We start from the raw sequence: 24497 nt of genomic DNA on the forward strand, positions 1-24497 counted from the left end.
CCGCACAGCCGCCGAACTATCCACGAGATGGATTTGAGGAATTCACTTCATCCCCTGGATGAATAGATGGCCAGTCCATAGACTGAGCCGCAACAGATCAAAAAGCCCGCCCGCTATCCCCGCAGGGCGAGGTTCACAGGAGACAAGCCATGACCCAGCAGACCTCGGCGACCCCCTCGCCGGCTCCCGCCTCAGCGCCCACCGCGCACCCCGATTCCCCCCGTTCCTAAAGCACCCGTGCGCCGGCCCGTGAACTGATCTCGGCCGGCTGCCAGCGCACGGTCAACGCACAAGGCTCAGCCTTGGCATCCATTCCAGGAGACAAAACTTGAACAACCCCTTCGCATCCCGCGTGCCCTTCCGCCCCAGCGCCATCGCCCTGGCTGCGCTCACCACGATCAGCCTGATGGCCCCGACGGTCTGGGCGCAACAGGCCGCCGCCGAGGCCCCTGCCGCCAAGGCCGAGATCAATGAGCTGCCCACGGTCATCGTCACGGCGCAGAAGCGCACGCAGACGCTGAAGGAAGTGCCGGTCGCCATCAGCGTCGTCAGCGCCGAGCAGTTGCAGAAGCAGGGTATCAGCGACATCACCGACCTGTCCAAGGCCGTAGCCGCGCTGGAGTTCGGCGACACCAAGACCGGCGGCGCCGGCGGCAGCGCCTCCATCCGCGGCATCGGCACGGCGGTGTTCACCACCTCGGCCGAAAGCTCGGTGGGCGTGGTCGTCGACGGCGTGCCGCTGGGCAACACGGCCGGCGACGCGCTGTTCGACCTGGAGCGGGTGGAAGTGCTGCGTGGCCCGCAGGGCACGCTGTTCGGCAAGAACGCCTCGGCCGGCGTGCTGAACATGAGCACCAAGGCACCCAAGTTCAACTTGTTCGAAGGCTCGGCCTCGCTGGAACTGTCGGGCAAGAACGTGCTGGGCTCCAAGCTCGGCAACACGGTGTTGCGCGGCGCGGTCAACGTGCCCATCAACGACATCTCGGCGCTGCGCGTCACCGCCCATGCCGACCAGCTCACCGGCGTCTATCACAACGTCTACAACGGCACCGACGCCAAGACCGTGGGCACCGGCCTGCGCGTGCGCTACTTGCTCAAGCCCGATGCCGACCTGAGCATCAACCTCATCGCCGACTACGACCGCAACAAGAGCACCAATGCCGTGTTCTTCGCGCCCGCCATCGCCTATGCCAAGAACACGGCCGGCAACCACTCGCCACTGGCCGAGTTCGCCGCCTGTGGCGTGACGGTGAGCCTGAAGAACAACGACGTCTGCTCCGACTCGCCGGAACTCTGGCAGGCCAAGGTGGGCGGCTTGTCGGCCCAGGTCGACAAGACACTGGCCAACGGCGTGACGCTGACCTCCATCACCGCCGTGCGCGAGCGCGACAAGGGGCCGGACTTCGCGGGCATCGACATGTCGGTGGGCTACGACAAGGTCCGCACCGTCGGCACCACCATCAAAACCCGCCAGCTGACGCAGGAACTGCGCCTGTCCTCGCCCGCCGGCCAGGCGGTGGACTGGGTGGCCGGCCTGTTCCTGTCCGACTACCACTCCACCAAGGCCTCCACCACCACCATCCTGCCGTCGCCCTTCGCGCCGTCACCGCCGGTGCCGCGCTCCATCTCGACGCTGATCGACTACACGACCGACAGCGGCTCCACCGCGCTGTTCGGCCAGGCCACGTTCAAGCTGGACGATCAGTTCAAGTTGCTCACCGGCCTGCGCTACACCCGCGACCGCGTGAAGGACCTGCAGATGCGCCACGCCGACGTGGCCTTCGCCAACTTCGCGCTGCCGACGACGGTGACGAACAGCAGCGGCTCTGCCCGCGAGAGCGACCTGTCCGGCAAGCTGGGCCTGCTCTACGCACTGGACAAGCAGACGCAGGGTTACCTGACGCTGAGCCGCGGCTACAAGGGCCCGCAGATCGACAACGACACGCCCATCACCGCGCTGACCGCCAGTGGCAGCACCAGCGGCGCCATCGTCAAGGCCGAGCAGCCCACCAGCCTGGAGCTGGGCCTGAAGACCAGCCTCTTCAACAAGCGCCTTGATGTGGACGTGGCGGTGTTCGACACCACCATCAAGAACTTCCAGGAGCAGAACTGCACGCTGACCGCCGTCGGCGCGCTGAGCTGCATTCCGCTGAACGTGCCCGAGGTGAAGAGCTACGGCCTGGAGCTGGACCTGCGCGCCCGTGTGATGGGCTCCCTGAGCCTGCGTGCCAGCGGCGCGCTGATCATGGGCACCAAGTACCCGACCGGCTTCAGCTTCGACAACCAGAACGTCGGCGGCCTGCGCCTGCTGTACTCGCCCAAGGGCAAGCTGACCGTGGGTGCCGACTACGACACCGAGGTCTTGGGCGGTTATGAAATGAGCCTGGGCGTGGACGCGACCTACAAGTCCGGCGTGCGCCTGTGCAACACGCTGGCGCCCGAGTGCGGCTTCAAGGCCCACACCATCGTCGGCGCTCACGCCGGCCTGCGCAGCCCGGACGACAAGTGGGGCATCACGCTGTTCGTGCGCAACGCCGGCGACGAGCGCGTGCCCAACGCCATCCTCTACCCGCTGCCTGGCAAGGGTGCAGGCTCGGGTTATGCCTACTCGCTGGGCGCCAACTCCTTCCGTACCGTGGGTTTGACGGCCGACATCAAGTTCTGATCTGGCGTCAGGCACTGCACCCATGTCCTCGGTCGAAGCAGTCTTTCGCCAACCGCCCACCGCGCAGCGGCCCATGCTGCGCTGGTGGTGGCCGGGCGGCGCCGTCGACGCCGAGGCGCTTTGCGAGCAGCTGCGCGGCTTTGCGGCAGCCGGCTGGGGCGGCGTCGAGATCCAGCCCTGCCGCGTCGGCCTGCCGCACGACCTGATGGTGGAGCGGTCGGCCCGCGTGCACGATGTGTTCACGCCGGGCTGGTTCGAGACCGTCGGCGCGGTCATGGAAGAAGCAGCGCGGCTGGGCATGCTGGTGGACGTCACCTTCGGTTCGGCCTGGCCCTTTGGCGGCGGTGAGGCCATCACGCCCGAGCTGGCCACGTCGGAGCTGACGCTGGCTTGGACGTCGGTGCAAGGCCCTCAACACTGGCGCGGCGTGCCCCGCCAGCCTGAGCGCCCGCTGCGCTCGGCCACCTGGTTGGCCAGGCAAGGCGGCATTGCCGAAGAGCAGGCGCTGCCCGCCGAATGGCTCGAGCGCATGGCCGCACCTGTCGAGACCATCGCCGTGCTGGCCGTGCGCGGCGGTGTGCCCAGCCTGGGGCCTTACCCCGGCTTCGTGCCGATGACGCTGCCCGACCGCTGGGGCCAGGTACTGGCCGCTGGCTGGCTGGACGCGAGCAAGACCGTCGACCTGACCGACCGCCTGCAAGCCGATGGCAGCCTCGACTGGCAGGTGCCGGACGGCGACTGGCAGATCGTCGTCGTGCAGCGCTTCATCAGCGACCACATGATCCTCGAAGGCGCCGGCCGCGGCCCGCAGCTGGTGCTGGACCATCTGCATCGCGCCGCCTTCGACGCCCACGCCTCGCGCGTTGGCGACGCGGCCCTGCCGCATTGGCGCGAGCACGCCGGCAAGGCCTGGCGCAGCATCTTCATCGACAGCCTGGAGATCCCGGCCGACCTGCCGTGGACGGCCGACTTCCGCGCCGAGTTCCAGCGTCGCCGCGGCTACGACCCGCGCCCGCACTTGCCGCTGATGCTGCAGCCCGGCTGGCGCAACTGCTTCCAGGCCCGCAACGGTGCACCGCTGTTCGACGACGCCGATGTCGGCTCGCGCGTGCGGCACGACTATCGGCTGACGGTGTCGGAGCTGATGATCGAGCGCCTCTACGCGCCGATGGCCGACTGGGCCCGCGAGCGCGGCTTGCAGGCCAAGGTGCAGGCGCATGGCGCGCCGGTCGATTGGCTGCAGGCCTACGGCGTGGCCGGCATCCCCGAGACCGAAGACCTGGCCGGCGGCGCCGCGCCGCACTTCCTGCGCGTGGCTCGTTCAGCCGCTCACATCTACGGCCGGGAGCTGGTCACCGGCGAGGCCTTCTGCTGGCTGCTGGAAGGCTTTGCCGTCACGCCACAGAAGGTGCGTGAACGCGCCGATGCCTTCTTTGCCGCCGGCATCCAGCAGCTCGTCGGCCACGGTGCCAGCGCCCACATGACGGGTTGGACCGGCGGCCACCCCTGGTATCCCTTCGAGGCCATGGAGATCGGCACGCCGCTGGACGACGCCAACCCGTGGTGGAGCATGGTCCGGCCGCTGACCGACTACATGGCCCGCAACCAGACGCTGCTGCAGCGCGGCCGGGCTCGCGTGCCGGTGGCTGTGCTGGCACCGCTGGACCTGTTCGCCTTCACCAACGCGGCCGAGCGCATGACGCCACCGCCCTGGCACGATGCGCTGCAGGACGCCGGCTACGACTGGGACTGGATCAACGACCACGGCCTGCTCGCCAGCCGCCTGGAAGCCGGTGCGCTGGTGACGCCGGGTGGCCACCGCTACCGCGCGCTGCTGCTGCCGGAACTGCCGGCGCTGCGCACCGAGGTGGCCGAGTTCCTGGCCGCCTGCGCCGAGGCCGGCGTGACCATCTGGGCCTGCGGTCGCGTGCCGGGCCGCGAGGCGGGCTTGCACGAAGCCGCCGCGCGCGACCTGCGCGTGCAGCGGGCCATGCAGGCTGCGCGCCTGGTGGCGCCGTCGGCACTGGGCCGCGCGCTGCGGGCCGCCGCTGTGCCGCCCAGCATCGCGCTGACCCAGAGTCATGGCTGCAGCTTCCATGTGCGCGAGGACGGTGAGCAGCAATGGGTGTTGCTGCGCAACGCCGGCATGACGGCGCAGATGCTGGCCTGGCCCCTGCCGGCCGGCCAGGCCGCCGAGGTCTGGGATGCCTGGAGTGGAGAGGTGGACGGAATGAAGACCAGTGACCACGTCGAGATGCAGTTGCCTCCGGGCAGCTCGCGCTGGCTGCGCATCGCGCCCGCCGCGGCCAGTCGCCAGCCGCGTGCCGCCAGAGTAGCAGTGGCCCCGGTCTTCGAGCGCGAACTGCGCGGCCCCTGGCAGGTCAGCGCCGACGGCGTGGGCCTGGGCGGCCGGCGCATCCGCTTCGACGCCACCTGGGACACGCTCGCCGACCTGCGCAACCTGTCCGACCTCGCCGATTTCGCCGGGCTGATGACCTACACGCTGCAGTTCGAGCTGACGTCCAAGGAGCTGGCTGGCGGCGCGCTGTCGCTGGATCTCGGCAAGGCCTTTGACGCGCTGTCGCTGCAACTCAATGGCGACACGCCCTGGATGCGCAGCGAAGGCCCGTTTGTCTTCGAGGTGACCCAGCGCTTGCAGGCCGGCACCAATACTCTGCAGATCACCGTGGCCAACGTGCCAGAGAACGCCCACCGCGACCCCGCTCGCCCCGGCGGCCTGCCGCTGCCCGGGCGGCGCCTGACCCGCCTGCCCACCGGCCTCATCGGCCCTGTGCGTCTGCGCACGGCCTGACCTTTCCCGAAAGCCCTCCATGAGCAAGCTCCGCATTCCCTTCCATGAAAAGGTCGCCTATGGCCTGGGCAACTTCATGCCCACGGCTGTCACGGCCACCGGCGGCATGGCGATGTATTTCTATACCGACGTGGCCGGGCTGTCCGCGGCCTTCATCGGCGCGCTGCTGCTGCTGGTGCGCATCGTCGACGCGGTGTGGGACATCTTCGTCGGCCGCCGCGTGGACGCCACGCGCAGCCGCTGGGGCCAGGCGCGGCCCTATCTGCTGTGGTTCGCGCCGGTGCTGGCCATCGCGCTGGTGGCCAGCTTCACGGTGCCGCCGCTGGAGGGCACGGCCAAGACGATCTATTTCGTCGGGGCTTACGTCGTGCTGTGGTGCGCCTACAGCCTGATCATGATTCCCTTCCAGTCCATGCTGCCGATGATCGCGCCCGACCCGGACGAGCGCCTGCGCATGGCCGGGGTCAGCAGCTTCGTGCAGTTCCTGTTCGTCGTTGGCTGCGCGGTGGGTTTCCCGGTCCTGAAGGACGTGCTCTCCGACGGTGTTCCAGCCCAGGGCTTCCAGCGCGCCGCCATCGTGTTCGGTGGCTTCGGCCTGCTGTTCACCTGGTTGTGCTTCGCCTTCGTGCGTGAGCGTGTGCCGCCGATGGCCAATGCTCCGCGCCCCGATCTGAAGGCCGACCTGCGCGCCCTGGTAGCCAGCCGCCCCTGGCGCGCCGGCGTGCTGGCTCAATGCGTGCTGGCCACGCTGATCGGCCTGCCGCTGGCCGCCTGCGTTTACTACTTCGCCGTCGTCATCGGCAAGCCGGAGCTGGTTGGGCCCTTCATGGGCCTGGGCGGCATCGGCCTGGTGGCGGGTGTGGTGCTGAGTGATCAGCTGACGCGGCGCCTGTGCAAGAAGCGCGTCTATGTCGGCGGCATGCTCGTGGGCGCCTTGCTGTGGACGGCCATCGCGCTGGGCGGGCCCGACCGGCTGCCGCTGGTCTTCGTTCTGTCGCTGCTGGCCAATGTCTGCCTGGGCATCAGCGCACCGATCAGCTACTCGATGAACGGCGACATCGCCGACGACATCGAATGCCGCAACGGCAAGCGCGTGGTCGGCACGCTGGTCGCGACGATCAACTTTGCCAACAAGGTCGGCGCCGGCCTGGCCAGCGCCATCGTCGGCGGGGTGCTCAGCGTCACCGCCTACCAGGCCGGTTCTGCGCAGCAGGCACCCGAGGCGCTGCAGGGCGTGGTGGCGCTGATGAGCGTCATCCCCGCCGTCATGGCCCTGGGTGTGGCCGCCGTCATGGGCTGGGCCTACCCGCTGGGCCGCGCGCAGCTAACGCAGATGAATGAAGAGCTGGGCCATCGCCGCGCCGCTGCTGTTGCCTGAATTTCCCTCACCGAACGATCACCGCTCCCGCCATGCAAACGAAATTTCCCGAAGGCTTTCTCTGGGGCGCGGCCACCGCTGCGCACCAGGTCGAAGGCGGCAACGACAACTGCGACACCTGGGCCGAGGAATGGGCCGAGGGCTCGCCCTATGTGGACAAGAGCGGCGATGCGATAGACCATTACCACCGCTTCCGCGACGACATCGCGCTGATCGCGTCGCTGGGCCTGAAGGCCTACCGTTTCTCGGTGGAGTGGGCGCGCGTCGAGCCGACCGAGGGCCAGTTCAGCGCAGAGGCGCTGGCGCATTACCGCGCAGTGGTGGACGCCTGTGTCGAGCACGGCCTGGAGCCGGTCGTCACGCTGCACCACTTCACGTCCCCCAAGTGGCTGATGGCCCTGGGCGGCTGGCGCGGCGAGCGCACGCCCGCGCTGTTTGCGCGTTATGTCGAGCAGGTCATGCCGGCGCTGGGCACGGTGGTCAAGCGCGTCGTCACGCTGAACGAATGCAATATCGGCGTGCTGCTGCAGAACATGTTCGCGTCGCTGGGCTTCGTGCCGCCCATAGGCGTGGACGTGAAGAGCTGGCGCGCGCCGGGCTGGCGCAACAGCGCCGCCAAGGCCTGCGGCACCGACGCGGCGACCTACTGCGCCTTCCAGATGGCCGGCGACGAGCGCGGCGTGGCGACCATCTCGGCCTCCCACGTTGCAGCCCGCGCCGTCATCCGCCGCGTGGCACCGCACGTGCAGGTGGGCCTGGCGCTGGCGCTGTCCCAGCCCCAGGTCGCGCCCGGTGGCGAGGAACAGGCCGCCAAGATGTGGCATGGCAACTTCCGCCAGTGGCTGCCGGCGATTGAAGGCGACGACTTCTTCGCGCTGCAGAACTACACCCGCGAGATCTACGGCCCCGAAGGCCAGGTGCCGCCGCCCGCCGGCAGCGAGACGACCGGCGCGCGCTACGAGTTCGCGCCGCAGGCGATTGCTTCGGTGGCGCGACGCGTGGCGCATGAGCTGAAGCTGCCCATCCTCATCACCGAGAACGGCTACTGCGGCGACGACGACACGCGCCGCATCGAGTTCATCCAGCAGGCGCTGGCCGGCCTGCACGCGGCGATTGCCGACGGCGTGCCGCTGATCGGCTACACCTACTGGACGGCCTTCGACAACTTCGAGTGGGTGTTCGGCTACGCGATGCGCTTCGGCTTGGTGGCCGTGGACCGCAGCACTCAAGCGCGCACGCCCAAGCCCAGCGCCTACGTGCTCGGCGCCATCGCCCGCGCCAACGCGCTGCCCGACGGCATCGTCATCCAGCCGCAACCCGGCAACTCCCAGGAACTGGCCATGAATCACGTCTACACCCCGCCTGCTGCCGAGCCCGGCACGGTGTTCACCAACGTGCGCATCTTCGACGGCAGCGGCAGCCCGCATTTCGCCGGCGAACTGCGCGTGGACGGCCGCCGCATCACGGCCATCGGCGCCAGCGTGTCGCGTGACAACGCGAAGGTCATCGACGGCAAGGGCGGCATGCTGATGCCCGGCCTCACAGAAGCCCATGCCCACCTGACCTGGCCCACCAGCGTCGAGAAGTTCGTGCCCGGCATGAGCCTGCCGCCCGAGGAGCTGACGCTCACGGCCGCGCGCAACGCCCGCATCCTGCTGGATCACGGCTTTACCAGCGCCTACTCGGCAGGCGCTCTCGGCAAGCGCATCGAGCCGGCGCTGAAGGAGATGATCGACAGCGGCGGTATGCCTGGCCCGCGCATGGTGGCCTCGTCCGTCGAGCGCGAGCCGCCGTCCGACGGCTCGCTGCTGGACCCCGGCAAGGTCGACGAGCATGGTGCCGGCCCGGCCAACGTGGCGGCCTTCGTCAAGGGCTGCAAGGACATCGGCGCCAAGGCCGTCAAGTTCCTGATCTCGGGCGAGAGCGCGCTCAAGCCCGGTGCGTCGCTGGAGCTGCTCTACACCGAGGAAGAGCTGATGGCCGCCGGCGAGGCCGCGCGCGAGCACGACCTCTGGCTGACCGGCCACGCCCACGCGGCCGAGGCGGTCAAGCTGGGCGTGAGAGCAGGCTTTCGGGTGCTCTACCACTGCACCTATGCCGACGAGGAGGCGCTGGACCTGCTGGAGTCGGTCAAGGACAGCATCTTCATCGCCCCCAGCATCGGCATCATCCAGGCCACGCTTGACGCCACGCCGCCGCCGCACTTCGACATGACGCACATGAAGCAGGACGCGGCCCTCGTGCTGGAGACGCAGAAGAAGCTGGTGCCCGAGTTGCGCCGCCGCGGCCTGCGCCTGCTGCCGGGCGGCGACTACGGCTTCCCGTTCAACCCCAATGGCCGCAACGCGCGCGACCTGGAGTTGTTCGTCCAGCACTTCGGCTACACGCCCGCCGAGGCGCTGCACGCGGCCACCGCGCTGGGCGGCCAGATCATGGGCATGGGCGACGAACTGGGCCAGCTGAAGGAGGGCTATCTCGCCGACCTGCTGCTGGTGGACGGCGACCCGACCGCCAACGTCGCCATCCTGCAGAACAAGCACCACCTCAAGGCCATCATGAAGGACGGCCGCTTCTACAAAGCACCGAACTGATGACACACCCTTACGTTCGCCCCTTGCTGGGCACGCTGATCGCTGCGGCGGGTCTGGCTCACGTTCCCGCTGCGCAGGCCGCCGAGCCATCTCCACAAGCACCGGCCAGGCCGGCCTTCTCGCTGCGCATCGAGCCCGCGCGGCCCTTGCCGTTGCCCACGCCCATCGCACTGGGCGCGCCTGTCACTGGCGCGCCGTTCCAGTGGACCGGCATGAACCGTGAGCAGTTGCTGCGCAATGTGCGCACCGCGACGATGTATCCGGTGCTGCCCGCCGCCGGCAAGGCCAACGGCCGCGCCGTGCTGGTGGTGCCGGGGGGCGGCTACAACTTCGTGGCCATCGACAACGAAGGCCTGCCGGTGGCGCAACGCCTGGCCGATCTGGGCTACACCGCCTTCGTGCTGGTCTACCGCGTGAAGCCCACGCCGGCGGCGGATACCGATTTCGAGACCTGGTTGCAGAAGGACATTGCTGCGACCTTCAGCAAGCCGCGTGTGCCCGGTGCGCCCGAGCTGGAATTTCAGCCGGCGGTGGACGACGCCAAGGCCGCGATGCGCTGGCTGCGCGAGCATGCGGGCGAATTCGGCGTCCGGCCGGCGCAGATCGGCTTCATCGGCTTCTCTGCTGGTGCGCGCACCGGCCAGCGCCTGGTGGAGCAGGCCGCTGCCGACGAGATGCCGGCCAACCTGGCGCTGATCTACGGCGGCCTCGCAGCGTCCCAGCCGAAGGCGCCGGTGCCGCCGCTGTTCGCGGCCCAGGCTGCCGACGACCCGCTGTTCCCCGTGACCGGCATCGACCTGCTGCAGAGCTGGAAGCAGGCCGGCCAGCGTGCCGAGCTGCATGTCTACGAAAAGGGCGGCCACGGCTTCGGCCTGCGCAACCTGCGCGGCGAAACCAGCGACGGCTGGATCGACGCCTACCTGGCCTGGCTGTCCAAGCAGTGACGCTGGCCCGGCACCTCCTGCCGCAGCTGACCCTGGCCGAGAAGGCCGGCCTGATGGGCAACGCCAATGCCGCCGTGCCCCGCCTCGGCCTGCTGGCCTACGACCACTGGACCGAGGCGCTGCACGGCCTGGTCTCGCCAGGCGAGGCGGCAGTCGTGTACCCGGCGCCGATCGCGCTGGCCGCCGGTTTCGACGCCGCACTGCTGCAGACCGTCGGCCAGCAGATCGCCGCCGATGGCCGCATCGCCCACGCCCGCGCGCTGCAGCGCAACCCGGGCGGCACAGGCATGTCCGAGGGCCTGAGCTTCATGGCGCCCAACCTCAATATCCTGCGCGACCCGCGCTGGGGCCGGGGCCAGGAGACCCTGGGTGAAGACCCGCAGCTCACCGCCCAGCTAGGCGTGGCCCTGATCCGCGGCCTGCAGTCCGGCCACCAGGCCTGCGCCGTGGCCAAGCACTTTGCGGTGCACAGCGGGCCGGAGCCGCTGCGCTTCACCTTCGATGCCCAGGCAAGTGCCCACGACCTGAACGACACCTATCTGCCGGCGTTTCGCGCCGCCGTGGTGGACGGGCAGGTGAGTGGCTTGATGACGGTCTACAACGCCGTCAACGGCGTGCCGGGTGCCGCCCATGCCGGCCTGGTGCAGGACACGGCCCGCAAGGCCTGGGGCTTCCAGGGCTTCGTGATGTCGGACTGCAATGCTGTGCGTTTCATGCACAGCCGGCACCACAGTGTGGCCAGCGACGCCGAGGCCGTGGCCGCAGCGGTGCTGAGCGGCATGGACACCGAGCTGTACGCCGGCCCCGTGCCTGCCGGCGCGGCCTACCTGGACGCCGTGGCCCAGGGCCTGCTGACCGAAGCCGACCTGGACCGCGCGCTGGCGCGCAGCCTCGCCGTGCGCGAGCGGCTCGGCGTGCTCCTGACGTCGGACGCCGTGGCGGTGGCTGCGCCCACGCCAACGCCGCTGCACGCCGAGACCGCCCTGCGCGCCGCGCAGCAGAGCCTGGTGCTGCTGAAGAACGACGGCCTGCTGCCGCTGGCGCCCGGCATCGCGCGTGTCGCCGTGGTCGGGCCGCTGGCCGACGACCTCGAGTCCATGCTGGGCAATTACCACGGCCAGCCGACCCGCGGCCTCACGCCCCTGCAGGCCTTGCGGCAGCGCTTTCCGCAGACCGAGTTCATCCACGCCCAGGGTGCCAATGTGCCCATGACGCCGGTGGACCTGCCGACGTCCATGCTGAGCACCGACGAGGGCCAGCCCGGCCTGAGCGTCCAGCGCCACGCCGGCTTTGGCCCGGCGGGCGAGCCGGTGGCCCATTGGGTGGACGCGCAGGCCCTGTGGTTCGGTCGCGCGGGCCAGGGCTTCACCCGCTGGACCGGCTGGCTGACGGTGCCCGAGACCGGCCGCTGGCACCTCGGCAGCCATGGCACCGGCGCCAGCCGCATGTGGCTGGACGACCAACTGCTGGCCGACGACGCCCACCCGCACGCGCCGGCCGACTGCCTGGCCGCCGTGGATCTGGTGCAAGGCCAACGCCTGCGGCTGCGCTTCGAGGTGATGGGCATGCCCATGGGCTTCAGCCGCCTGGTGGGGTTTCGTGAAGTGCAGGGTGCCTTGCAGCAGGCAGAAGCGGCGATGGCTCAGGCCGACCTGGTGCTGGCCTTCGTGGGGTTGAACGGTCGGCTCGAAGGTGAAGACCTGCCCGCTCGCCTGCCAGGCTTTGAAGGCGGCGACCGCCAGACCCTGGCGCTGCCCGCCGAGCAGCAGCAATTGCTGGCGGCCGCGCGCCGCAGCGGCAAGCCCTGGGCCGTCGTGCTGATGGCCGGCGGCGCGGTGTCGGACGACCACGTCGACGCGGCCAACGCCGTGCTGCACGCCTGGTACCCCGGCCAGGAAGGCGGCACGGCCATCGCCCAGGTGCTGGCGGGCGACGTCAACCCGGGCGGCCGCATGCCGGTGACGACCTACCGCGACGTGGCCGACCTGCCGCCCTTCGAGAGCTACGCGATGGCGGGGCGCACCTACCGCTACTTCCAGGGCCTGCCTCGCTACCCCTTCGGCCACGGCCTGAGCTACACAAGCTTCGATTACGCCGATGCATGGCTGTCGGCGACTGAGCTGCAAGCCGGCGATGCGCTGACGGCCGAAGTCAGTGTGCGCAACCTGGGCCACCGCGACGGCGACGAGGTGGTGCAGGCCTATCTGGCCCTGCCCGGCGGCCAGGCTCCGCGACCCAGCCTGCAGGCTTTCAAACGCATCCCCGTGGCGGCCGGCGCAGAGCAGCGCGTGCGGCTTCAGCTGGACGCCCGGCAGCTGAGCCACGTGACTGCGGACGGCAGCCGCTGGGTGGGCGAAGGCCGCTACACCCTGCACCTGGGCGGCGGCCAGCCCGGCACGGAAGCGCCGTCCGTGGCGCTGCACTTTCATATCCACGGGCGGCAACGCCTGCCTGACTGATGCAGTACCGCAACCCGGTCCTCCCGGGCACCCACCCCGACCCCAGCGTCTGCCGCGTGGGCGACGACTACTACCTGGCCTGCAGCTCCTTCGAGTTCTTCCCCGGCCTGCCGCTGTTCCACAGCCGCGACCTGGTGAACTGGCGCTCGATAGGCCACGCGCTGGCGCGCGACAGCCAGCTGGACCTGCACGGCTGCAAGAGTTCGCTGGGCATCTTCGCGCCGACGCTGCGGCACATCGGCGGGCGCTTCGTCGCCGTCAGCACCAACCTGAACAAGTTCCGCAACTTCCTCGTCTGGGCCGACCAGGCCGAGGGGCCGTGGTCGGAGCCGGTCTGGCTGGACTGGCCGGGCATCGACCCTTCGCTGTTTGAGGACACCGACGGCCGCGTCTTCATCAGCGGCAACGGCGGCTTCCTGGGCGACGAGCCGGTGGGCATCTACCAGGCCGAGATCGACCTCGCGACGGGCACGCTGCTGTCACCGCGCCAGCTCGTCTGGACCGGCACCGGCGGCAAGGCGCCGGAGGGGCCGCATCTGTACAAGCGTGGCGGCTGGTACTACCTGCTCATCGCCGAGGGCGGCACCGAGTACGGCCACATGGTCACGGTGGCGCGCAGTACGCAGCCGCAGGGGCCGTTCGAGGCCTGCCCGCGCAACCCCATCCTCAGCCACCGCAGCCTGGACAGTCCCATTCAGGCCACCGGCCATGCCGACCTCGTCGAGGCTTCGGACGGCAGCTGGTGGGCCGTCTTCCTCGGCATCCGCCCGGCGCCCGTGCGCTTTGCCGGCCAGCACCATCACCTGGGCCGCGAGACCTTCCTGGCGCCAGTCACATGGACGGACGACGGCTGGCCGACCATCGGTCAGGTCTTCGAGACGATGGACGCGGGCAGCCTGCCGCTTCATTCACTCGAGACCTTGGCGACGCGCACCGAGTTCAACGGCACCGATCTGCCTCACGCCTTCAACCACCTGCGCAACCCGCAGCCCGGCAGCTGGAGCCTGCAAGCCCGCCCCGGCTGGCTGACGTTGCAAGGCCAGCCCGACACGCTCGACAACCCCACCGCGCCGGCCTTTGTCGGCCGCCGCCAGCAGCACTTCGACTGCGAGGTCGCGACGCTGCTGGACTTCGAGCCCGCCGCCGATGGCGAAGAGGCCGGCCTGACCGTCTTCAAGAGCGAACGCTTTCACTACGAGATCGCCGTCGGCCGCCGCGCGGGCCAGCGCGTCGTCTTCCTGCGTCGCCGCATCGGCAGCCTGTGGAAGGTCGAGCTGGAGCAGCCGCTGCCGCACGGCGAGCTGCTGCTGGGCCTGCGGGCCGATGCGCAGCACTACCGCTTCTTCTTCCAACGCCCCGGCCAGCCCGAGCAGGACTTCGGCAGCGGTGAATGTGCGCTGCTGTCCACCGAGACGGCAGGCGGCTTCACCGGCGTCTACCTGGGCCTCTACGCCACCGGCAACGGCCGCCGCAGCACCGCGCCGGCTTGCTTCCGCTGGCTCGACTACATCACTCCATGAGCACCAACTTCGATTGCACCGCCGCCTGCTGGCTGGCCGCCGAGGACGCCGCCGCGCGCGCGGAGCGCCAGGCCGGCTGGCACTGGGCCTGGGGCGCGCTGCCCGCTGGCATGAAGGACGAGCCCAGGCTGCGCGAGTTCGTGTGGGACTTCTACCTCGACGAGCCGTTGGTCGACGCGCGCCTGCTGATCGCCGCGCAGAAGGGCCTGCCCGGCGTGTGGCTGGACGGGCAGGTGCTGCACGAGTCGGCGGACATGCTGTCCGGCCGCGCAATGCAGGACCTCGAGCTGGGCGCGCTGGCCGCCGGACCGCATCGGCTGGCCGCGCAGGTGCGTGTCTTCCACCCCTTCATCGCCGAGCCGCGCCAGGGCGGGCTGGCGGCGCTGCTGCGGGGCGGCGGGCGGTTCCTGTCGCCACAGCCGGCCGACTGGCGCACCCGCGTGCTGGCCGAACCCGGTTGGCACCTTGGTGACCTAGGTCCCGAATGGCAGCCTGCCACTGCGCCCGCCGAGCCTATCGACTGGTTGCCCATGCCCGCCCAGCCCGCGCGGCTGCTGCGCCGCAGCTTCAACCTGCCCGCGCAGCCCGCGTCCGCCACGCTGACGCTGACGGGCCTGGGCGGCTGCGAGGCCGAGCTGAACGGCCGCCGCGTGGGCGATGCCCTGCTGGCGCCCGAGAACAGCGACTTCCGCCACCGCCTGCTCGTGCAGCAGCATGACGTGGCCGCCCAACTGCAGGCCGGCGAGAACGCCCTCGGCGTCATGGTCGGCGACGGCTTCTACGCCAGCGAAGCCATCGGCCGCGGTCGCTATCCCTTCGGCGGCGCACCCCGGCGCCTGTGGCTGACGCTGGACGTCACGCTGCCCGATGGCAGCACGCAGCGCATCGCCACCGACGAGCGCTGGCGTGCGGCCACCGCGCCGGTGCGCTTCGCCGAGATCTATCACGGCGAGACCTACGACGCGCGGCTGGAACAGCCGGGATGGTCGTCACCCGGCTTCGACGACCGGGCCTGGGACGAGGTCTGGCCAGCGCCTACGCCCAGCTGCACGCTGTTCCTGCAAGAAGGCCCGCCCATCCGCGCCAACCTGACGCTGCGCCCGCAGGGCATCACCGAGCCGGTGCCGGGCCAGCACGTCATCGACTTCGGCCAGAACTTCGCCGGCTGGTGCCGCATCCGCGTGCGCGGCGAGGCGGGCCGCACGGTCACGCTGCGCTTTGCCGAGATCGTCGGCGACGACGGCCAGGTCGACATGCGCAACCTGCGCGCGGCTCGCTGCACCGACCAGTACACGCTGCGCGGTGTCCCGGCCGGCGAGACGTGGGAGCCGCGCTTCACGTACCACGGCTTCCGTTACGTGCAGGTGTCGGGCTGGCCGGGCGAGCTGACCGCCGACGACATCGACGGCGTGGTGGTGCACAGCGACCTGCCCGTCGCCGGCCACTTCGAGAGCAGCCAGCGCATCCTGCAAGGCCTGTGGCACAACACCCTCTGGAGCCAGCGCAGCAACTTCGTCGGCATGCCCACCGACTGCCCGCAGCGCGACGAGCGCCTGGGCTGGACGGGCGACGCCCAGGTCTTCTGGCCCACCGCCGCCTTCAACATGGACGTGCGCGGCTTCACCCGCCGCTTCCTGGCCGACCTGCGCGCCAGCCAGCGTGCCGACGGCGCCTACGCCGACACCAACCCGCCCGCGCTGCCGGCCTACGGCGCGCATGGCTGGAGCGATGCCGGCGTGGTGCTGCCGCACACCGTCTGGCAGCACTACGGCGAGACCATCTTGATCGGCGAGCACTGGGACTCGATGGAGCGCTGGATGGCCTGGATCGCCGAGCCCAACGGCGAGGGCCTGTGGCGCGCGCGGCGCGAGGTGGACTTCGGCGACTGGCTGTCGCTGGACGCCGTCAGCCTGATGGACGAGACCACGCCCAAGCTGCTGAGCGCCACCGCCTGCTGGGGTCGCATGCTGGGCATGATGGCCGACATGGCCATGGCCACCGGGCGCAGCGAGCGTGCAGCGCACTTCAGCGCGTGGCGCGAGCGGGTCGCCCGGGCCTTTGCGGCGAACTTCATCCAGCCCGACGGTCGCATCGGCAACGGCAGCCACGCCGGCTACATCCTCGCGCTGGCCTTCGGCCTCGTGCCGCCCGCGCTGCAGCAGGCAGCGGCCGATCACCTGGCCGCCGCCATCCGCGCTCGCGGCACGCTGCTGACGACCGGCTTCCTCGGCACGCCCTTCAGCCTCGACGTGCTGGCTGACCACGGCCACGGCGGGCTCGCCGTCGAGCTGCTGCTGCGCACCGAGTTCCCGAGCTGGGGCTACATGGTCGAGCGTGGCGCCACGACGATCTGGGAGCGCTGGAACGGTGACACCGGCGACGTGGCGATGAATTCCTACAACCACTACGCGCTGGGCGCCATCACCGGCTTCCTGTACCGCCGCGTGGCCGGGCTGGCGAGCGGCGCACCAGGCTTCGGATCAGTGCTGTGCCGGCCGCTGCTCGACGCGCGGCTGGGGGCAGGGCGGTGCACGCAGGCGACCGCGCATGGCGCCATCGCGTCGTCATGGGGTATCGACGAAAGCGGCAAGCCCTGGTTCGAACTCGAACTGCCTGCAGGCGTCAACGCCAACGTCGCCTTGCCGGGGCGTGAGGCACGGCAAGTGCCGGCGGGCACACACCGCTTCTCCTGATCGGCCGAGGCTCAGGCCTCAAGCGTCTCGTGGAAGGCCTCGGCACCGGCCTTCCAGTAGGCCGCCACCTTCAGCGCCTCCTTGGGCAGGCCCTTGGCCACCAGCAGCGGGCGCACAGCGGCCATCACGGCGGCCTCGCCAGCGGCCCAGGCGAAACCTTCGCCTTCGGGAAGCGTCAGCGCGGCGACGGCGGCGTGCAGTTCCTCGGGCGTCTCCACCCACTGCACGTGCGCCTGCTCGGGAAACAGCCGGCGGTCCGCAGCGTCGCTGACCTGCAGCACGACGATGACGCGGGCCTCAGGCGGCAGTTCCTCAAGGCGGCGATGCACCGCCGGCAGCGCGGAGTCGTCGCCGATGAGCAGGTGCCAGTCGTAGTCGGCCGGGATGACCATGGAGCCGCGCGGGCCGGCGACGACAAGGCGTTGGCCTGCGCTGGCCTGGCGCGCCCAGTCGGAGGCGGCGCCGCTGCCGTGCAAGGCGAACTCGAGGGTCAGCTCCTGCCGGGTCAGGTCGAAGCTGCGCGGGGTGTAGTCGCGCTTGGCGTCCTCGCCGAAGAAGACCTTCACGTGGTCGTCGAAGGAATCGGAGCGGAAGCTGCCCAGCGACTCGCCGTGCAAGGTGACGGCGACGAAATTCGGGCTCAGCTGTTCGACACGCGTGACTTCGAGGTCGCGGCGGTGAAGTTCATGGCGGACGCGCTGGATGCGGCGGACGGGAGCGGTGGTGATCTCAGACATGAGGGTTGGAACATTGGTTGATAATGTCATCCATCATGCGCAAACAAGTTGATATTGTCAACAATAAAGCCAGCCTGGCCGAAGAGGTCGTGGAAAGCGTCCACACCGTCATGCATCGGTTCCGTTCGCTGCAGTTCCAGGCGCTGAAGGAAGCCGCGCATGACCTGAGCCACATGGAGGCCAAGACGCTGGGCTTCTTCGCCTCGCGGCCCGGTGCGACGCAGAGTGAGCTGGTGCAGCATTCGGGGCGCGACAAGGGCCAGCTGGCGCGGCTGATTGCGGGCTTGCGCGAGCGCGGCCTGCTGGAGGCCAGCGCCGACGCGGCCGACAAGCGCAGCGTGCGCCTGCAGGTCAGCGCGGCGGGCAAGGCCTTGCAGCAGCAGGTGCGCAAGCAGGCGCAGCGGGTGTCGGCCCAGGCCGTCAGCGGGCTGGACGAGGCGGAGTGTCGGCAGCTGCTGGCGCTGCTGGCCAAACTCCAAGAGAACCTGGCGAGAGACGGCTCAGGTGATGGGGAATCCGGCAGCGGCGCTTGAGGGCTGCTGCCTGAGCTCAGCCCGCCGCCTTCTCCAGCGCCAGTGCAGCCTCTACTTCGGCGAGCTCGCCCTCGGTCAGCGGCGCCGCCGCGACGATGCCCAGGGCGTCGTCGATCTGGGCCAGCCGGCTGGCGCCGATGAGGATGGACGTCATGCCCGGCTGCCTCAGCACCCAGGTCAGGGCCAACTGGGCCAGGGTCTGCCCGCGTGCATCTGCCAGTGTCTTGAGTGCGCGCAACGCAGCCAGGCGGCCCGGCGTGATGTCGGTGGGCTTCAGGAACCCGCCCAGGGCGGCGCGTGAGTCGGCCGGGATGGCCGAGGAGAGGTACTTCTCCGTCAGCAGGCCCTGAGCCAACGGCGAGAAGGCGATGCAGCCTATGCCTTCGTCGGCCAGCGTTTGCAGCAGGCCGCCCTCGACCCAGCGGTCCAGCATGCTGTAGCGCGGCTGGTGGATGACGCAGGGCGTGCCCAGGCGGCGCAGGATGCCGCTGGCTTCGCGGGTCTGCTTGGCCGAGTAGTTGGACAGTCCGACGTACAGCGCCCGCCCGCTGCGCACGGCGTGGTCCAGCGCGCCCATCGTTTCCTCCAGCGGGGTGTCGGGGTCGGGGCGGTGCGAATAGAAGATGTCGACATACGGCAGGCCGAGCCGCTTCAGGCTGGCATCCAGGCTGGCCAGCATGTACTTGCGCGAGCCCCACTCACCGTAGGGGCCGGGGTTCATGCGGTAGCCGGCCTTGGTGGAAATGATGAGCTCGTCGCGGTGGGCCTGCAGGTCCTCCCGCAACACGCGGCCCATCGTCAGCTCGGCCGAGCCCGGCTGCGGGCCGTAGTTGTTGGCGAGGTCGAAATGGGTGATACCGCGGTCGAAGGCGCCAAGCAGCATGGCGCGGGCGTTGTCGTAGCTGTCGACATCGCCGAAGTTGTGCCACAGGCCGAGCGACAAGGTCGGCAGCAGCAGGCCGCTGCGCCCGCTGCGGCGATAGGGTTGGCGGTCGTATCGCGAGGAATCGGGCGTGTGGCTCATGCGTGGTGCGCGGCACGGGGCCGCTGATGAAGGGGGAGGGCGGGCAGGATGGTAGTTGGCTAGCCTGGCGCGTGTGCCTCTTCTAGCGCCTGCACCAGCGTCGAGGCGGCCCGGGTGGGCCTGGGGTCGTGGCGGTAGATGCAGGCGAAGCTACAGTCATAACTCAGCTCATCGACGGACACGGCGCGCATCCGGCCGGCGTCGACAAAGGGCTGGGCGTAGTGATCCGGCAGGAAGCCGACGAAACAGCCCGTCAGGATCAGCGTGGCCACGCCCTCCTGGTCAGACGCCGTGGCGGCCCGCTCCAGCTTGCGGCGGTGCGTCAGCACGAGGTTGGGCGAGTGATAGCCCAGGCCGGCGAGTTGCTGGCCTCTCAGGTCGGCCCAGCTCCAGCGGTGGTCGGCCGCAAACCACGGGTGGCCGCTGCCGGCATAAAGGTGCATGTTCTCGTTGAACAGCGGCCGGTAGGCCAGGCTCTCCGAGCGGCGGTGCTCGGGGATGACGCCGACCTGGAACTGGCCTGACAGCACGCCCTGCTCGATGTCGGTGATGGTGCCGACGTGAATGTGCAGCTTCACGCCGGGCGCCGTCTGGTTGAACTGCGCCAGCGCGCGGTCGATGTGGCAGGCCGGGTTGCTGACGGTCTTCTCGAACAGCGCCAGGTGCAGGTCGCCGCCGATCTGGTGGTGGATCTCCTCCAGCCGGGCGCGGAAGTCGGTGGTGGCGGACAGCAGCTGCAGCGCCGCCGCGTACAGCTCGGCGCCCTCGGCCGTCAGCGCAAAACCGGCGCGGCCGCGGCGGCACAGCACCAGGCCCAGGCGCTCCTCCAGGTCCTTGATCTGCCGGCTGATGGTCGGCATGCCGACGTTGAGCTCCAGTTCCGCCGCCGCCATGCCGCCGCATTCCACGACGGCCTTGAAGACGCGCAACAGGCGCAGGTCCACGTCGGCAATCTGGCCAGGAATGTTCGCGGTCTTTGGTTTCATGGGTCGGCAAGTAGACATGGCGATGTTGTCATTGTCTACAAGCATCGGCGCCGGCACGATTCGGGGGCAAATCACTCGCACGAGACGCCATGACGCTCACCGCAGACAAAGACCGCCCCGCTGGCTGGATGGACGCCCACTGGATGCCCTTCACCGGCAACCGGGAGTTCAAGGCCAACCCCCGCCTGCTGACCGGCGCCGCCGGCGCCTACTACCGCACCGACGACGGCCGGCAGATCTTTGACGGCCTGTCGGGCCTGTGGTGCACGGGCCTGGGTCATGCCCGCACCGAGATCGTCGACGCCATCAGCCGCCAGGCGCGCGAGCTCGACTACTCACCCGCCTTCCAGTTCGGCCACCCGCTGTCCTTCGAGCTGGCCAACAAGATCGTCGAGAAGATGCCTGCGGGACTGAATCGCGTGTTCTTCACCGGGTCGGGCTCGGAGTCGGCCGACACGGCGCTGAAGATGGCGCGGGCCTACTGGCGTGCCAAGGGCCTGGCAGGCAAGACGCGGCTGATCGGACGCGCCAAGGGCTATCACGGCGTCAACTTCGGCGGCATCTCGGTCGGCGGCATGGTGGGCAACCGCAAGACCTTCGGCCAAGGCATCGAGGCCGATCACCTGCCGCACACCCAGCCGGCCAACGGAAGCTTCTTCAAGGGCATGCCGCCGCAGGAAGGCCCGATGGGCGCGGCCCTGGCGGACGACCTGCTGCAGCTGATCGCGCTGCACGATGCCAGCAACATCGCCGCCGTCATCGTCGAGCCCTTCTCCGGCTCGGCCGGCGTCGTCATCCCGCCGGTGGGTTATCTGCAGCGGCTGCGCGAGATCTGCACGGCGCACAACATCCTGCTGATCTTCGACGAGGTCATCACCGGCTTCGGCCGCGCGGGCGCATGGACGGGCGCCGAGGCCTTCGGCGTCACGCCCGACATCCTGACCGCCGCCAAGCAGATCACCAACGGCGTGCAGCCGCTCGGCGTGGTGGTGGCCAAGCAGGAGATCCACGACACCTTCATGAGCCAGGGCGGGCCCGACTACATGTTGGAGTTCCCGCACGGCTACACCTACTCGGCCCACCCGGTCGCCTGTGCGGCGGGCCTCGCGTCGCTGGACCTGCTGGAGCGCGAGCATTCGCTGGAGCGCGTGAAGGCGCTGGCGCCCAAGTTCGAGGCCGCGGTGCATGGCCTGAAGACGGCCAAGCACGTCGCCGACATCCGCAACTTCGGCCTGGCCGCCGGCATCACCGTCACGCCGCTGCCCGGCGAGCCGGCCAAGCGCCCCTTCGACATCGCGATGGCCATGTACCGCAAGGGCTTCTACGTGCGCTACGGCGGCGACACCATCCAGCTCGCACCGCCCTTCATCAGCACCGAAGCAGAGATCGACACGCTGGTCTCGGCGCTGGGCGACTGTTTCAACGCCACCGCCTAACTTCTCAATTCAAAGCATTCCCGTGATCACCCATCTCATCAACGGCCAGCAGGTCGACGGCGGCAGCCGCTCGGCCGACGTCTTCAACCCCGCCACCGGCAAGGTCGGCGAGCAGGTCCGCCTGGCCGACCGCGCCACCGTCGAATCGGCCATCGCAGCCGCGCAAGCCGCCTTCCCCGCCTGGCGCAACACGCCGCCGCTCAAGCGCGCCCGCGTGCTGACCCGCTTCAAGGAGTTGCTCGAAGCCCATGCCGACACCATCTGCCGCCTCATCACCGATGAGCACGGCAAGGTGCTGGCCGACAGCCTGGGCGAGCTGCAGCGCGGCATCGAGAACGTCGAGTACGCGACCTACGCGCCCGAGCTGCTGAAGGGCGAGCACAGCCGCAACGTCGGCCCGGGCATCGACGCCTGGTCGGAGTTCCAGTCGCTGGGCGTGTGCGCCGGCATCACGCCGTTCAACTTCCCGGCCATGGTGCCGCTGTGGATGTGGCCCATGGCCGTGGCCTGCGGCAACACCTTCATCCTGAAGCCGTCGGAGCGCGACCCGAGCAGCACCCTCTTCATCGCCCAACTGGCCCAGGACGCCGGCCTGCCGCCGGGCGTGCTGAACGTCGTCAATGGCGACAAGGAGGCCGTCGACACGCTGCTGACCGACCCGCGTGTGCAGGCCATCAGCTTCGTTGGCTCGACGCCGATTGCCGAATACATCTACTCGACCGGCACCAAGCACGGCAAGCGCGTGCAGGCCCTGGGCGGCGCCAAGAACCACGCCGTCGTCATGCCGGATGCCGACATCGACAACGCGGTGACGGCGCTGATGGGTGCGGCCTTTGGCTCCTGCGGCGAGCGCTGCATGGCCATCCCGCTGGTGGTGGCGGTGGGCGACGCGACGGCCGATGCCGTGCGCGAGAAGCTCATCGCCGAGATGGCCCGCATGAAGATCGGCTCGGGCCGCGAGGCCGGCTGCGACATGGGGCCGCTGGTGACCAAGGCACACCTGGAGAAGGTGCGCGGCTATGTGGACCAGGGCGTGGAAGAGGGCGCCGAGCTCGTCGTCGACGGCCGCGGCCTGACGGTGGCGGGCCACGAGGCCGGCTACTTCCTTGGCCCCTGCCTGTTCGACCGCGTGACGCCCGGCATGCGCATCTACGAGGAGGAGATCTTCGGCCCGGTGCTCGGCATCGTCCGCGTCGACAGCCTGCAGGCCGCGATGGCCATGATCGACGCGCACGAATACGGCAACGGCACCTGCATCTTCACGCGCGACGGCGAGACCGCGCGCCACTTCACCGACCACATCCTCGTCGGCATGGTGGGCGTCAACGTGCCGCTGCCAGTGCCGGTGGCGTACCACTCCTTCGGCGGCTGGAAGCGCTCGCTGTTCGGCGACCTGAATGCCTACGGCCCGGACGCGGTGCGCTTCTACACGCGCCGCAAGCAGATCACGCAGCGCTGGCCGTCGGCTGGTGTGCGCGAGGGCGCGGTGTTTGCGTTTCCGTCGAGTAAGTGAGGTGACCTGGGCGCCGACGTGGGCCCGGCATGCGACAAGGCAGATCAAGAGCCTCGCCAAGTAGTCCGTCCTATACGTCCTTCGTCCGGTACACGATCGGCGTAATCTCGCCGCAGTAGAAGTGCGACGCGGACTTCTGCGTCACCTTGGCGCTCGCCGGGTAGGTGACCTGCAATCCGCCCTCCGCCAGCCATTGCAGTTCAACCTCGCCGTAAGCGCACTCCGCTACGAAGATGCTTCCTCCTCCGCGCGATGTGCCGACGAGACGCTCCACGTAGACCTGCGTGATTTCCGCGTCCGGCAGACGAAACGCGACAGCTTTTCCGCGCCCATCCGGTGCAGCGGCTTCGTGGCTAGGTGGCGGCTCCGCGTGCTTCTGCCTGCGAGGGCGCCTAGCCTTTGGCTGAGGTGAGAGCAACTGAAGTTTGAGCGCTTCGAGCATGTTTCGACGTCTAACCAACGCTGCACCCGACCATCGCGCGAGGTCGTTTCCGTTGTCGATGACCTCGATTGCTGTGCGCCTGACGTCTTCATTGAGACAGCCGTATGTCCATTGGGTGGCGGCAAGAGCCAGCCAGAACGTCGGTCCATCGTCGGCATCGGCGATGGAGTCGGCCCAGTCCTTCATCAGAATCTCGGCTGCCCTTTCGGCTGTGAGGCCGCGCTGCAAGAGGTCGAGAAAATCCCGTCTGATGTCGCATGCGACATCGTCTCTGAATAGCGCGGCGCCCGACGTTCCCATGACTAGTGTGTGCTCCAGTTTCGGATGCGGAGGATATCGGGCCACTCGGACGTTGGAGGCCCCGATTCTGGGCGCCGATTTCGGCCGATAGCTGACGCCTGCGACCGTCAGCTATCCGGTTGCGAAGCAACTTTGCTTCCGGTGTCGTGGCAAAGACCTATGCGAGGTGTTTGCGTCAAGGGCTACTACCATGGACACCATGCAGGTCGCGTTCCGACTTCGGAACTAAACCTAATGAGCCTCAGCGAAGGCCGGAGTGGTTAACACCCATGGATGTCTCAGAATTTCGAGCAATGTTGCGCCGCGACAAGCTCCTCGTCTTCCTTTGGTGGTTTCCTGGCTGCCTAGTCACCATTCCGCTGCGTGCGCTGTTCAATCTCTTGCCACGAGATTTGTTCACATTTGAACCGGGTGGGGTCTTTGCCCTCTTGGTTTGGGGCGCTATCTGGTTTTGGCTGGGAACG

15 protein-coding genes are annotated in these 24497 nt (G+C 69.3%); 11 read left to right on the forward strand and 4 right to left on the reverse strand.

Features of this window, described 5'->3' with window-relative positions; translation table 11 throughout:
* Positions 1–328: 328 nt before the first annotated feature.
* From AC07V5_RS28025 to AC07V5_RS28060, 8 genes are read left to right on the forward strand one after another with little or no spacing between them, the layout of a single operon-like run.
* Entirely contained in the window at positions 329–2665 is a 2337-nt protein-coding gene (locus tag AC07V5_RS28025) for a TonB-dependent receptor (protein ID WP_495118898.1), read from the forward strand.
* Positions 2666–2687: 22 nt separating this feature from the next.
* The gene (locus AC07V5_RS28030) at positions 2688–5477 is read left to right on the forward strand and encodes a glycosyl hydrolase (protein ID WP_495118899.1); all 2790 of its coding nucleotides are present in this window, start codon (positions 2688–2690) and stop codon (positions 5475–5477) included.
* A gap of 19 nt (positions 5478–5496) precedes the next feature.
* Positions 5497–6855 carry an MFS transporter gene (locus AC07V5_RS28035; RefSeq protein WP_495118900.1) on the forward strand — a complete coding sequence of 453 codons (1359 nt, stop codon included), beginning with the start codon at positions 5497–5499 and terminating at the stop codon, positions 6853–6855.
* 32 nt (positions 6856–6887) lie between these two features.
* Complete coding sequence (locus AC07V5_RS28040; protein ID WP_495118901.1) at positions 6888–9446, forward strand: family 1 glycosylhydrolase; 2559 nt, start codon at positions 6888–6890, stop codon at positions 9444–9446.
* Entirely contained in the window at positions 9446–10390 is a 945-nt protein-coding gene (locus AC07V5_RS28045; RefSeq protein WP_495118902.1) for an alpha/beta hydrolase, read from the forward strand. The genes AC07V5_RS28040 and AC07V5_RS28045 overlap by 1 nt, the downstream gene beginning before the upstream one ends.
* On the forward strand, positions 10387–12849 hold the full coding sequence (locus AC07V5_RS28050) for a glycoside hydrolase family 3 C-terminal domain-containing protein (protein WP_495118903.1): 2463 nt from the start codon (positions 10387–10389) through the stop codon (positions 12847–12849). The genes AC07V5_RS28045 and AC07V5_RS28050 overlap by 4 nt, the downstream gene beginning before the upstream one ends.
* The gene (locus tag AC07V5_RS28055; protein WP_495118904.1) at positions 12849–14369 is read left to right on the forward strand and encodes a glycoside hydrolase family 43 protein; all 1521 of its coding nucleotides are present in this window, start codon (positions 12849–12851) and stop codon (positions 14367–14369) included. Before AC07V5_RS28050 ends, AC07V5_RS28055 begins: the two co-directional genes overlap by 1 nt.
* On the forward strand, positions 14366–17062 hold the full coding sequence (locus tag AC07V5_RS28060) for an alpha-L-rhamnosidase (protein WP_495118905.1): 2697 nt from the start codon (positions 14366–14368) through the stop codon (positions 17060–17062). Before AC07V5_RS28055 ends, AC07V5_RS28060 begins: the two co-directional genes overlap by 4 nt.
* An 11-nt stretch (positions 17063–17073) precedes the next feature.
* Here the strand turns inward: AC07V5_RS28060 and AC07V5_RS28065 are convergent, their stop codons facing one another.
* Entirely contained in the window at positions 17074–17799 is a 726-nt protein-coding gene (locus tag AC07V5_RS28065; protein WP_495118906.1) for a siderophore-interacting protein, read from the reverse strand.
* Between the two features lie 35 nt (positions 17800–17834).
* Here AC07V5_RS28065 and AC07V5_RS28070 point away from each other — a divergent pair, with 35 nt between their 5' ends.
* Positions 17835–18332 carry a MarR family winged helix-turn-helix transcriptional regulator gene (locus tag AC07V5_RS28070; RefSeq protein ID WP_495118907.1) on the forward strand — a complete coding sequence of 166 codons (498 nt, stop codon included), beginning with the start codon at positions 17835–17837 and terminating at the stop codon, positions 18330–18332.
* A 16-nt stretch (positions 18333–18348) separates the two neighbouring features.
* Here AC07V5_RS28070 and AC07V5_RS28075 read toward each other — a convergent pair whose 3' ends face one another.
* Positions 18349–19356: an aldo/keto reductase gene (locus tag AC07V5_RS28075; RefSeq protein WP_495118908.1), complete on the reverse strand. Its 1008-nt coding sequence runs from the start codon at positions 19354–19356 to the stop codon at positions 18349–18351.
* 59 nt (positions 19357–19415) lie between these two features.
* Positions 19416–20342 (reverse strand): LysR family transcriptional regulator, encoded by a 927-nt coding sequence (locus AC07V5_RS28080; RefSeq protein ID WP_495118909.1) that lies wholly within the window; start codon positions 20340–20342, stop codon positions 19416–19418.
* Between the two features lie 89 nt (positions 20343–20431).
* Between AC07V5_RS28080 and aptA the strand changes: the two genes are divergently transcribed.
* A complete protein-coding gene (gene aptA, locus AC07V5_RS28085; RefSeq protein ID WP_495118910.1) occupies positions 20432–21778 on the forward strand; it encodes an omega-aminotransferase AptA in 1347 nt (448 codons plus the stop codon).
* 16 nt (positions 21779–21794) lie between these two features.
* Positions 21795–23291, forward strand: a complete 1497-nt coding sequence (locus AC07V5_RS28090) for a CoA-acylating methylmalonate-semialdehyde dehydrogenase (protein WP_495119341.1) — start codon at positions 21795–21797, stop codon at positions 23289–23291.
* A 70-nt stretch (positions 23292–23361) separates the two neighbouring features.
* Here AC07V5_RS28090 and AC07V5_RS28095 read toward each other — a convergent pair whose 3' ends face one another.
* The gene (locus tag AC07V5_RS28095; protein WP_495118911.1) at positions 23362–24033 is read right to left on the reverse strand and encodes a hypothetical protein; all 672 of its coding nucleotides are present in this window, start codon (positions 24031–24033) and stop codon (positions 23362–23364) included.
* Between the last annotated feature and the right edge of the window lie 464 nt (positions 24034–24497).

The organism is Roseateles sp. GW821-FHT02E12 (assembly GCF_059421665.1).